6 protein-coding genes are annotated in these 12,850 nt (G+C 61.7%); 3 read left to right on the top strand and 3 right to left on the bottom strand.

Annotation, left to right across the window (positions count from 1 at the left end; all coding sequences use genetic code 11):
- Window positions 1-5: 5 nt before the first annotated feature.
- Window positions 6-407: a transposase gene (locus tag IPN02_04735; GenBank protein ID MBK9296172.1), complete on the bottom strand. Its 402-nt coding sequence runs from the start codon at window positions 405-407 to the stop codon at window positions 6-8.
- 1,282 nt (window positions 408-1,689) lie between these two features.
- Between IPN02_04735 and IPN02_04730 the strand changes: the two genes are divergently transcribed.
- From IPN02_04730 to IPN02_04720, 3 genes are read left to right on the top strand one after another with little or no spacing between them, the layout of a single operon-like run.
- Window positions 1,690-2,670: a hypothetical protein gene (locus IPN02_04730; GenBank protein MBK9296171.1), complete on the top strand. Its 981-nt coding sequence runs from the start codon at window positions 1,690-1,692 to the stop codon at window positions 2,668-2,670.
- Window positions 2,654-2,890 carry a hypothetical protein gene (locus IPN02_04725; GenBank protein MBK9296170.1) on the top strand — a complete coding sequence of 79 codons (237 nt, stop codon included), beginning with the start codon at window positions 2,654-2,656 and terminating at the stop codon, window positions 2,888-2,890. Before IPN02_04730 ends, IPN02_04725 begins: the two co-directional genes overlap by 17 nt.
- Window positions 2,887-3,963 (top strand): AAA family ATPase, encoded by a 1,077-nt coding sequence (locus tag IPN02_04720; GenBank protein ID MBK9296169.1) that lies wholly within the window; start codon window positions 2,887-2,889, stop codon window positions 3,961-3,963. Before IPN02_04725 ends, IPN02_04720 begins: the two co-directional genes overlap by 4 nt.
- 1,702 nt (window positions 3,964-5,665) lie before the next feature.
- On the opposite strand, the gene IPN02_04715 is transcribed toward IPN02_04720, so the two are convergent.
- Both IPN02_04715 and IPN02_04710 read right to left on the bottom strand, forming a co-directional pair.
- Complete coding sequence (locus IPN02_04715) at window positions 5,666-7,789, bottom strand: DUF262 domain-containing protein (protein ID MBK9296168.1); 2,124 nt, start codon at window positions 7,787-7,789, stop codon at window positions 5,666-5,668.
- Window positions 7,786-12,615, bottom strand: a complete 4,830-nt coding sequence (locus tag IPN02_04710; protein ID MBK9296167.1) for a DEAD/DEAH box helicase — start codon at window positions 12,613-12,615, stop codon at window positions 7,786-7,788. The genes IPN02_04715 and IPN02_04710 overlap by 4 nt, the downstream gene beginning before the upstream one ends.
- Between the last annotated feature and the right edge of the window lie 235 nt (window positions 12,616-12,850).

Raw genomic sequence — 12,850 nt, 5'->3', positions numbered from 1 at the left:
GGTGTTCAAGTTCTAGGTAAAGCTGGGAGTGCGACTATCGATTGCTCCGGATGGTCGGCGTGGGGTGGGTGATCCGGCGGCTCCCTCGCGGAGGACTGGGAGTTCATTTCGTCGTTGACCTGGATGAGGAGGGCGCCGACGAGGCAGATGACTGATTCGGTGTTGAGGAATTTTTGGACGACGTCGGTGCGGCGTGTCAGTTGGCGGTTGAGTTGCTCCTTGGGGTCGTTCGGCCAGACCTTGCTCCAGTGGGCTTCTGGGAAAGCGGTGTAGGCGAGGAGGTCGTGCTCGGCGCCTTCGAGTTTGGTGGTGACGGGGGGTGCGACCGGCTCGATCTGGTCGACCACGTTGCGGTGCTGGGCTCTGGCGCCTTCCGGGTCGGGTTGAGCGATGATCGTGCGGTTCAACGCGGCGACGACAGCGCGGTGTTGGTGTTTGCCGGCTCAACGGGCGGCGGGTTGCCCACGCTGGCATGTGTCCGGCACTGTAAGGGGCCAGCGGCAGGGCTGAATCTGACCGGGCGGACGGGACTCCCCATTAGAGCAGGCGTCGAGAGCGCACAGGCGGCGTGGATGTGCCGCATGAATGCCCTTCCCCAACCAAGAGCCCTCATGCCGACGTCGGTTTGCGTCCCACCTGTGGGTCCTCCAACGGCACGTGGCGCTCTGATACCTGGGCGGCGTGAAGCTGCCGGACGTGGTCAACAATGCTGATTCGTAATGGTCCGGGCAGCTCGTCCATCAACCGAAGTAGCTCAACTGCCGAAGCGAAGGGTCCGGGCGCCTCCCGGATGGTTGCGGCTGCGTCGGGAATGCTGGCGGGATCTTCACCCGCCAAGATGCGGTGAAGGGCTGTGTCTGGCCAGCGCAACGTCCGCGAGGCTGCGACAAGGGTGGACGCTCTTGGAACTCTGGCTCCGAGTCGCTCCAGGCACTCCCACGTGGGGTGCGACAGCGAGGAACGCTCGCAGGCCTCCTTGACCGTAAGCCCGAGGAGCTCGCGCCTGCCCCGTACTGCCTCATGCGGCTCAACCATGCTCATAGTTTAACCCACATCTAGGCAAACCTGCGAACGTTTGAAAGAAACTTGCGTGAAAGAGGTTGCCACCTGTGGATAACCGTGATAGCCTGTGGATATGAACCTGAAGAACCGACCACTCTCGTCTCCTCGGGGAGACCCTCAGGTTTTCGATAAAGCGCGCCCGGCGCTCACTCGTTCCAAGGGCGCTCCCGCTGAGTTAGACGAACTACTCAGCGGAGATCAGCAATGCGGAGTTCCCATCACCTAGCTAGCGCTGGGACTGACCTTGTCCTCTCTACGAGAGATGACCTCAAGGCGGCCCTGCGCGAAGTCCTAGACGAAGCAGCGGCTACGCAGGCCCCGAGCCTGCCAGCTGTCATGACCACCAGCCAGGCCGCGAAGCACCTGTGCGCTACCGACGCTTGGGTTCGCACTCAAGTTAGAGCGGGGAGCCTGGCGGAGGCTCCCCCGAGCAACAGCCGCCGGCTCCTGATCACGCGTGAGTCAGTCGAACGGCTGCTCCGAAATGGGTAGCCGCGAAGATGGGAAGCGGGCAGGAGTGGCTAGCGGGAGCCGCCGTGCCGTGCGGACCAGGACCGCATCCGAGCGCGTAGAACGTGTCGGGATGGCGGACGGGTGCAGCGCCTGCGTTGTTGGGAGGTGGCCCCGATGAGCGCGCCGACTCTCACCTACGACCAAGACGAGCTACTGGCCGCCCCTGAAGGAAGCCCTTCACACGACCCCACCGATCTGCCGCTATCTGACATCTCTCCTCCGCCCGAGCCTGACCCTGAGGCTCTTCGCTGGTGGCTGCACCATCTGTTCGACAGGTGCAACCCGAACGGCTGGGTGATCGCCTCAACCCTTCCGCGCGGTGACGATAGATGGCGTGAGAACGTGCACGCCTTCACCGTGGGCGAGCGAGCCAGCGCTGTCGACAAGTTGTCCTCACTGGCTCGTGGAGGTGACTTGTACGTGACCTGCTGCCCCCGGGCTAAGCGCCCACCACGAATGAAGCGTGGAGGTGCTGACACCGTAGGAACGCTCCCCGGGCTCTGGGCAGATATCGATGTGCGCGGACCCCGCCACGCCGCCACGAACCTCCCGCCGACCGATGCAGAAGCCCTCGCTATCGCGTATGACGTGGGTAAACCGCCGTCTCTAACGCTCTACAGCGGTGGGGGGCTTCAGCTCTGGTGGCTCTTTGAAGAGCCGCTAGTGATCAACGACGACAACCGCGCCAAAGTAGCCGAGCTGGTTGAGGGCTGGGGTCGGACGATGTTCAACGCTGGAGCACTGAAGGGGTGGCACGTCGACAAGGTGAGCGACCTGCCCCGAGTGTTGCGCCCCGCCGGGACCGTCAATCGCAAGAGCGACCAGAACGGGCAACCCTTGCCACCACTCGCCGTAGAGGTGGGCGACGGCCCCGACGTTCCGACTCGCTACAGCGTCAGTGAGCTGAGCACCCTCATCGTGCCCGAGAAACCGAAACCGAAACCGACAGCGCTGCGCCGACCACTGGACAACCAGCCGCCTCCTCTCGGGGTGCCCAATGGACCCGCCGACCTAGTCGCAGCGCTTCCCTGGTCCGCCATTTTAGAGCCGTTGGACTGGCAGTTCGTCCGCATGATCGATGTTCCCCCGGGGTAGGGCCGAGCAATGGCGCCGACCTGGATCGACGAGCGACCACAGCGGCAACTTCTGGGAGTGCTACGGCGCGATCCACAGCGACAACGCTGGCACCGCTCTGACTCACGTGGCGCTCAGCAAGTTCACGATCTACGCCGAACTCTATTACCAGGGTGACACAGCTGCCGCCGGTCGGGCGGTGTGGGAAACGACCGTGGCGCGCTGGGGAGTGGCACGATGAGCGATCTAGTAGCAGCGGCAGCCGCTGACACCGAAGCCGCTCGAAAGCTAGTAGCGCACCGACAGAACTATCGGATCAAGGCCCCTCAGACAACCTCCCCCGATACCACCGAGGCCGATCGATTCTTCGGGCAGGAGGCCGACAACCCGTACGCCGTCGCACGGGTGGACCTTGACGCACTTATTGAACGGGGCCCGCCGCCCGCAAACTGGCTCATCGAGCCCATTATCGCCGTAGGCCGTTCCCATGCACTGGTCGCTCCGTCGAAGGCCGGAAAGTCGCTGTTGACGCTCGGATTGTGCTCTGCTTGCCTCGGCATTCACCCGCTCACTGGGCAATCTATGACACCCCTCAAGGTCCTCTACGTCGACTACGAGATGACCGAGGGCGACCTTTTCGAACGCCTGGAAGCCTTGGGATTCACAGACCCTAAACACCGAAAGCTACTTGGAGATCAGCTGGTCTATGTCCAGCTGCCCGCCTCCTCGCCGCTCGACACGGCTGCCGGGGGGGCTCAACTGCTGGCCTACGCCACCGCCGAGCGTGCCGACCTGGTGGTAATCGACACTCTGAGCCGAGTCACCGAAGGTCCCGAGAACGACTCAGATACCTACCGCAATCTCTATCGGCACACATGGCTACCGCTTAAACGCGCAGGCATTGCCGCCGTCCGCCTCGATCACACGGGCCACGAAGGCACACGAGCGCGCGGTTCATCCGCAAAGGGTGACGATGTAGACGTGGTGTGGTTACTTAAGCCGACCGACAAGGACTTCGGGTGGAAGCTCACCCTTGCCGCCGCTCGTATGGGCTGGGTGCCCGAGTCGGTATCTATCGAGAAGGTGCGAGGCAAAGCTCTCACCTTCCAGCGCGTGTCCAAGGGGTGGTTACCTGGAGTGGCCGACGTGGTGGCTGACCTCGACGCCATCGGCTGGACCACCGGCGCCGGCACCGGCACCGGATACCGAAAGGCAAAGACAGCACTAGTCGAAGCCGGAAAGTCAACCGCATCGACCGCCGTGATGGGTCAAGCGTTACGCTTTCGCCGAGAGCGGAGCCAAGGGCGGGCTTAAAGCGATCTCCTGTTAGCTGGGAGCACCTCAAAAGCACCTCCGGCGAGCCTGCCACGAAGCACTCTTGGAAGCAGCGTCTAGAACCCTAGGCGTGTCTGGCAGAAGCACCCCAAGAAGCAGTTAGAAGCACCCTATCCAGGCACCCCGGAAGCAGTGCTCCCCCCTTAAGGGGGAGCACCGGCGCCCATGTCAGAGCCTCGACGATCATGTGAGGCAACGCCGAAGCACGCCTCGTCCCGGTATGCCCGATCCCTTGTGCTGACGACGCGCTGCAAGTGCTCGCCCGGCAATGCCCACCCTCAAATTACCTGGCCCTCCCTCGTCCCCAACGAAAGTGGTGCCCAACAACATCTAGCCATCTAAACTCAGATTAGCCCGGTGGAACGCATCTTGGCATGACGTCAGGGTGATTCGACCTCGATGAATGCATGCAGCTAAAGGAGGCGTCGATATCGAACCTGCAAACAGCTAACTTCCATTCGATGGATTCCGCCAAGCGTGTAGTCATCGACGACGGATCGTTGATGCCCCATCCAACAGGTCCGTAAGGCGAATCCACGGCTGCTTCGCGACTTCGGTTCCAGAAACCACAATGGCGCGTCTTGAGTAGCGTCGGAGTTGGCGTGTTGAAGGCGTCATGCTTGTGGACTTTCAATGAGCCGTCGCTGTGCCCCGACTGTTATGTCCTATCGTCCCGCCTCTTCGCCCGATCGCGTCGAAACGAACTCCGGACCTCGACGAAATGCCAGCACGACGAGCGTCTCCCGCTCTGGCGAGGACTGCGAGGGCAGGGCTCAGGCATCGTGCTCGGCAGAGCGTCCTCCACCGCTACAACATCTATTTCAGGGCAGTTCGAGCCCACGCCGAGTAGGACCCCCAAGCCTGCCTCTCTGTGCACAGCGTTGCCGGATCAGGGGGTCAGCGTGGGCTTCGTGAAGCACCACCGTGGGTGTGAGCACTTCACCCTTGCTGCAACCCAAGATCACCAAGCGCTGCGCCAAGTAGAGGGAGCGCGCACCCTCGGAGTACAGGAGACCTCCCTCTAACGGAACCTGCCGGACAGACAAGGTGCCACCAGATCATGCAGCAGTCCCGTTCACCAAGTCGAGCGTTGATGACGCGAGCCAAGATTCATAGCGTTCCTCCATCGCTGTCACAGCCCGATGCCACACTTCTTGACATGCTTTCAGCAAGATTCGATCTCGATGAAACGACACGGACGATGGCTGTGTCGATACCGAACCTGCCAACAGCCATCCTCTGTTCGGTCGGCTTCGCCTGGAACGTGGTCATCGACGAGTCTCTGCTGTTCTGTTCTTTCTCCGTACGAGACTCCCAGACACGACCACCCTTCATCTTCCTGTTCGACCGCACAGAAACGACCACCAAGGCGGACGCAAGGTCTACGGCGCTACAGCTCTTGGATGGCCCAATCGACGTAACACTCACAAATTCACGTGGCAGATCGGAAACCTGGGCGGTGACACCCCAGCTCGGACCGGGACCCGATAGCCCTCCCTGGCGTAGCGAGCTACTTCAATCACTCAACCAAGGCAGCGGTACGGCGGGATAACACGACCTTCACAGGACCGAATCACTCGACACCGATACTCGCCCTCTTGGACCAGCCAATCGCCCGGCGCCCGAGGACCCAGGAGCGGTGGAAGTCGGTGCGTTCATACCAACGCTGTGCCCGTCTGGATCAGTACGAGGGGCTCAGCTCACCATCATCGGAACTCATCTGCTTTTCGAAGGACTGGCGGACGAGACCCATCACGTAACTCAAATCATCGGGTGAAGAGAGCCCGATCTCGACATCTCCGTTGCCCCAGCGGCCCATGCCGGTCACGTCTCGGGCGAGTCCTCGCGGGTCGACCAGCTCATGGAACTGCATGTTGAGCGAGAGGAGCAGCCGACCCATCTGAGGAACGACGTCGACAAAGTTGGTCTCCGCCTTGTAAGCGACATAGAGCTTCAAGAACCCCTCGGTCACCGTGGGGTCCAGAGCAAGCACCCGAACTCGTACCTCGTCGAAGAGCTGACGCATTGGGGCGCCCTCCGCCAGTTGCTGGTGGTCGTCGATGGTGTAGGTGGCGACCGTCTTCTCGGCCCTCGGCGGCCGATAGTCGGCGAGTTCCGCCGGGTCGAGCCTCGGCGCCGCCCAGACTTCTGTTCCGCGCTTTGCCAGCCGTAGAGCACGCTCGTCGATTGCGGATTCGTTCCAGTGCTCGATCGTGCCGAGGCCTTCGTTGAGTCGGAGAGGACTCTCCTTAAAGCCGCCTGCCATGTCTCGCTTCTGGACGAACGGTCGGTCACTGTACTCGCTGTTGTAGCCGGTCAGGGTGAGGTTGCCGAGGGTGTGCAGCTTGGTCTCATGCACACGCTCCCAGTCGGCCCCAAGGTCCTCTCTCCACTCACGGGAGAGGTCCTCGTTCTGCGGCATGATGTGCTCGATCGTGTACTCATCGACGGGCACGCGTTCCTTGCGGCCGTCGTTCTCCAAGCGGCGGAGCCAGTAGCTCCGGCTGCGGAAGCTGTACAGGTCACGCACCGCGAACTCCCGCATGAACTCGTCATCGCTCGGGAAGCGGCGGTAGGAGGGAAGGAGCAGGTAGGCAGCCTCGATGCTCTCCAGGAAGCGGTCCTTCTTCAGGCTTCGCCCGAAGTTGGCGAACGTCTTGTTCATCGAGTTCGTCGGAATCGCGCAGATGGCGCGACGGAACACGAAGGCTTCGGTCAGGCGCACCGCCCGGATCAGATCGTCCCGGCTGAGGACACCCGACGAGTAGTCGTCGTAAAGCTCAAGCAGGAACGGGTACGCGACGTCGACTTTCAGCTCACGAAGATCCTGGAAGGTGTCGGCCAGCGCCGTGTCTGGCTCCTTACCGAGCGCCATCGCGCAGTAGTGGCTTGCGAACTCGTGGATGTCCCGGACCAAGTCATCGACCCCGGCCACATCCACCTCGGGCTGACGGGCGTAGGCCTTGAAGGCCTCGTACACAGCCCGGACGTTCGGGATTTCTCCCGTCTTGAACGTCAGGTAGTGCCGCATGAACTTGTCGAAGTGAGATCCGTAGGCTTCTTGACCGAACTGGACCTCCATCGGGCGCCAGTGGTCCTCGTACAGCTCGGACTGCTGTCTGGGTTCGAGGCCCATCAGGATGAAGTTGCGGATCAGGTCGGCCTGGCTCAGCTCACGACCGGTTGAGTTCATGCTCTCGAAGATGAGCTGCGGGTTGTCCTGGTCCCGGTTGAGAGCAACATCCACGATGACCAGCTTGCTTAGTCCCCTGCAGAGGGCCTCAACGTTGCCGTCAAGCGCTGCCACGAGCCCATCGAACAGCTCGAAGTTCTGCGTAATGCGCACCGAGATCTCAGCCGGGAGAGCCTTCTGCTGGACAATCGCAGTCAGGCTGTCCTTGTCCGTCTGGGTCAACACAAGCTTGAAGTGACGCTCGCCGTCCTCCAGCGGGTTAAGCAGGAAGTAGTTGCGGATCTTCTTGGCCGAGAATCCATCGACCGGCTCTCTGTCACCAAGGTGGCGGGCAAGGGCCTCAAGGAGCAGCGTCACCGACGTGAGCCGCTGCTGACCATCGATGACCAGCAACGGAGCCTGACTGGAGACCTGGGAAAGCCCCTTCTCGATGTAGACGACCGAACCAACGAAGTGGGCGCTGACTTCGTCGTTGCGTCCTGCCCTCATGATGTCGTCCCACAGCTTCTGGCACTCCCCTTCGGTCCAGCTGTAGGTCCGCTGGTAGATCGGGATCACAAGCTGCGGCGATGTCCTCAAGAACTGAAGCAGCGAGGCCTCGGTCGCCTTCATTGGTTCAGTCCTTCAGCGGGTAGTGAGCCGATGATGTCGAGGGTGCGGAGCGAGAGGGTGATGACTCGTCCAATGAGGTCGAGGATGTAGCGGGGGTCGTTGTGTCCGTCGGCCCATGCGTTGGGGTCGTTGACGATGCCGGAGGCTTTGTCCGTTTTGATGTAGTAGCGGTCGATGATCCAGTCGATCCCGCTGCGCGTGCCGAGCTTGTACTCATGCGTTCGTTCGGGGATACCCGACAGGGTCAGATATTGGTTGTAGATCAGCTGGGTGCGGTCGGTGACCTTGTCGCCGGTCTCGGGGTCGGTGACCTTCGGGTAGCGCATCTTCTTATCGCCGACGCGCAGCACTTTCGGGTCGACCCCGGGGTCGGCACCATGTGCCCAGTGCTCTTCGATGGGGTACGGCTCGACGGTTTCGTACCCGATGTGGAGTTCCATGAGTTCGGCGCCGGCGTCGCGGTAGGCGTCGAAAGTGACCCGATCGGGCGCCATTGGAACCCGTGATGCTTCCTTCTTCAAGTTCGATTCATACCGGGAGCGGAACTCGGGTGAGTGCAAGGCGCCGTAGACGTAGTGGAACACGTCATCGTCAGTGATGTCCGCGCCCAGTTCGGTCTGGAACTGGCGGAAGGCTGTTGGGTTGAGGTTCGAGACCCTTTTCCACCTGTCATCGGTGCCGTCGTCGAGAAGGGTGGGTTCAGTGCTGGGTTCCTCGTATCGCCACCTGGCGAAGTGGTATGTCGGATTGCCAGCACCGACCAGCACCAGGTCGGTGATGGCGTCGCTGGCGAACACGCTGAACGGTGCCGGACCAGTTTGCTGAACGACTATGGCTCGGTTCACGGCATGAGGGGTTGGGTACAGTTTGGGGAGCCGGTAGGTGCGGTGATTGAGAGATCCATCGAAAGCGACCTCTTGCTTGAAGAACGGTCGGTACAGACTGGTTCGGACCATCTCATGAGTGAACTGGTGTCGCTCTCCTCGCACCACCCGGGGGAAGTCGCTCGATGCCCAGCTGTACTTGGTTGTGTCTCTGTCTACGAACTCCGCCGCCGCCTTGGCGTCGCTTGCAGCGTCCCCGGCTGTCGAGTGTCGCCGGAATGCGTCGGCCTGACCGTTGTAGTGGTGGACCATCCGCTCGACGTTCTCGGTTAGTTCAGTCGACGAAGAGTTGTAGACCCAGGCGTCGCGGTTGGTTTGGAGGCCATTGGATCTAATCTGGAAGATCCCGTTGGCACCGGACAGCGGCAGATGCTGGTCGTAGGTGACGTCTCGTTGGTTGATCCAGTCGCCGGTCTCGTTCGGTACAAGGGATGCCCATGGCATGTTTTCGACGGTTGAGGCTTCGATGGCGGTGAGTTTGTTCTCGCGGTTGAGGTAGTCGCCGATGTCTCGGTAGTGGATCCGAGCCCCACTAGCTGGGACTGGGCCGGGTTGTTTGACGAGGAGGGTGATGGCGATGGTGTTGCGGCTGCCTTGTCCGAAGACTTTGCCGCCTTCGCGGCGTGATTGTTCGCCGCTGGTTCGTTGGTTGCCTCGGAGGTTGTAGATGTAGATGTGGTGGAACTCGTTGGGGAGTGTGAGGCGGATGCCATCGGCAGTGTTGCCGTCGATCCAGCCGCCGTTTGAGACGAATCCGATCACGCCGCCGTTGGGTGCATCTTGGATTCGGTTTGATGCCCAGCGGATGGCCCGGATGTAGGAGTCGTAGAGGGAGTTCTTGTTGGTGGCGGTCGAGCGCTTGGCGTAGGTCTCCGCTATCGATGTGTCGAGGGTGGGATAGCCGAGGTTCTGGTTGTCGTCGTTCTCTGAGGTTTGGCCGACGGAGTAGGGCGGGTTCCCGACGATGACCCGAATATCGAGGCCTTTTTGGTGGTCGGCTCGTGCGTTGTTGCTGGGGAAGAAGACTGCGTCCATGGGGTCGCCGTCTTCGGAGAGTTGGAACGTGTCGGTGAGCACGATCCCTTCGAACGGCTGATACCCGTCGACCCCCGCCAGGGTGTTGTAGGTGGTCTCGATGTTGATTGCTGCGATGTAGTAGGCGAGCAGCATGATCTCGTTGGCGTGCAACTCGCTGGCGTATTTGCGGGCGAGGTCGGCGGGGTTGATCAGCCCGGTTTGGAGGAGCCGGGTGATGAACGTGCCGGTGCCGGTGAACGGATCGAGGATGTGGACCCCTTCGTCGGACAGGGTGGTGCCGTCGAAGTGCTCGATGAGGAGGTCGTTGACCGCTCGGTTGATGAAGTCGACGATCTCGATCGGGGTGTAGACGATCCCGAGTGATTCGACAGCTCTGGGGAGTGCCCGTTTGAAGAACTTCTCGTACAGCTCGGTGATGACCTTCTGGCGGGCCTCGGCGGTGTTGATCCCGCCGATGAGCATCCGGATGTGCTTGTAGAACCCCTCCAGGGTGGCGGTTTCTGATTGGAGGTTGGCGTCGTCGAGGGTGTCGATCATGGACTGCATCACCTGGGACACCGGGTTGCTGGTTGTGAACTGGTCGCCGCCGAAGAGCGCTTCGAACACCGGCCGGGTGATCAGATGCTGGGAGAGCATCCCGATCGCGTCGTCGCGGGTGACGCCGTCGTTGAGGTTGTTCCGCAACGCGGTGAGGAACTCGTCGAAACGTGCGACGGCCTCCGGGTTTTGGTCGGCGTGTTCGAGGAGGGTGCGGATGCGGGTTTCTTGGGCGGCTGCGATTTGGGCGATGTCTTTCGCCCAGGACTCCATGTAGCGCCGGTTGCCGACCTTCTCGACGATGCGTGCGTAGATGGCGTCGTGGACCACCTGAAGGTCGGGCAACTCCAGCTGGGTGCCAGCAGATTGGGCGCTTGTGGTGGTGATCTTCTCGCCGGGGTTGGCCGGGTCGTCGCCGCCGTTGCCGAGGCCGATCCCGATGACCTCAACTTTGGAGGAGGTCTTGTTGATGTCGATCTTGTTGATCTCAGCGGCGAGGCGTTCGTCGTGTGAGCGCAGCGCCTGGAGGACCTGCCACACCACCTGGTAGCTCTTGTGGTTACGGAGGGCGTCCTCGGGGGCGACCCCTGCTGGGATGACGACCGGTAGGACGACGTAGCCGAACTCTTTGTCGGGGGCGAGGCGCATCACCCGGCCGACCGCCTGGACCACATCGACGATGCTTTTGCGCGGTTGGAGGAACAGCACCGCGTCCAACGCGGGAACGTCGACGCCTTCGGTGAGGCATTTGGCGTTCGACAGCACGCGGCAAACACCCTGACCAGGTGGTTCCTCGAGCCACGCGATCGCCTCGGAGCGAACTTTAACGTTGGTTTTGCCGTCGACGTGTTGTGCTTCGATCTTCACCGCGTTGCGGTGGGCTCGTTCTTCGAGCGCCTCGTTGACGATCTGAGGGAATGCCGTGGTGAAGGCCTTGGACTGGTCGATCGTCGAGGAGAACGCGACCGCCCTGCGCATCGGGGTGTTGTCACCCTCGAACTGGGGGCCTCGCTTCGACAGACCGTGCCAGCAACCCACGATTTTAGCGACGTCATCAAGAGCGAGGTCGCCATCGGTGCCGGCGAGTTGCCGTTGGAACGCCGACGAGACGGCATCTTCGTTGACCGCAAGGACAAGCACCTTGTAGTCGGTCAACAGCTGTTGGGCGACAGCGTCGCCGAACCCGAGTTCGTGGAACACCGGCCCGAACGTCGAGCGATCGTCCATCGACGCCACCAACACATCGGCATCCGCGGCCTTCGCTTTGGCCTGATCCCCGTACACCCGCGGGGTGGCAGTCATGTAGAGGCGTCGGTCGGAGTCGACGAACTCGTTGAAGTGGACCTTGGTGAACATCGACTGGTCATCGATGTCGGTGAACGCACCCGTGGTCCGGTGGGCTTCGTCGCAGATGACCAGATCGAACCGACCCAACCCAGCCTGCTGTTGCGCTTGGGTGATCACGTCGATCGACTGGTAGGTGGAGAACACCACCGACATCGACGACTTCGACGCCCTCGCGTCGATCGCTCGCATCAACGTGTCGGTGTTCGTCGACGCCGGGACTGACAGGTCGTTTGCGGACATGTCCTCGTCTTGGCGACGCCGGCCGGCGTGGGTGTCCGAACACACCGCAAACGTCGCCAATGGGACGGTGGCATCGTTCGCCCATGCCTTCACCGACTGGGACAACAGGTTGATCGACGGGACCAGGAACAACACCCGCCCGCCAGCACCCACCACCCGCTCAGCGAGACGGAGCGATGTGAGGGTCTTGCCGGTGCCGCACGCCATGATCAACTGACCACGATCCGAACTTTGGAAGCCCTCGGTCACGTCTGTGACTGCTGCCTCCTGGTGAGGGCGCAGCGTCAACGGTGGGCGGATCCGCAGCTGCGACGGGCTCGACAAGGTGAACTGGTCCCAATCGATCGCAGACCGCTCGAAGTCGTCGACCCGCCACATCGTGGTCGCCTTGGCGTGCTTGTCGAGGTTCACCTCGACCTTTGGTGACTCTGACCCCGCAGTCGACACGATCATCCCCGAGGTGAACTCGGGCTGACCCAGCATCCCCACAAATGTCGACACACCAGACCACGACAACGTGGCGGTCGGCGCGTAGAACTTGCACTGGATCGCTACCAGAGCCCCGGTGCCCCGCTCACGAGCCACCAAGTCGATCCCTGTGTCAGCCTGACCATCACGGTCCGGCCAGTCCATCCACAACCACACCTCATCAAAACGCTCAGCCCAAAGCGGATCGGTCTGAAAGTAGGCACGGCAGAACTTCTCGAACCGGGTGCCCTTCGCTGCGGTCGTCTTTGCCGAAGCGTCGAACTCCTCCAACAACTGGCGGAACGTCGTCATATGAGCCGCAAACCTCCCCGGGGTTGACGAAGGTGAGGGTAGTTCCGTCAGGTCCGTGGTTGCGGATTGGCGTGGTGTCGTCGCGTCGTCGCCCGGCTCGGTGTTCAGAAACGACCGTATTTGAGGCATCCGTCGATCCCTGCCAAGAGCGCCAGTCTCGACGTTCAGAACCCGTGTTCAGGTTCAACGTCTCAAGTCCACCCGTATCGACCGTTTTTGGTGCAGCCGACGCATG

It is taken from the genome of Candidatus Microthrix subdominans (genome assembly GCA_016719385.1).
Lineage (GTDB): Bacteria > Actinomycetota > Acidimicrobiia > Acidimicrobiales > Microtrichaceae > Microthrix > Microthrix subdominans.
Note: the sequence above shows the minus strand (reverse complement) of the source record. Positions and strands in the feature narration are given on the sequence as shown.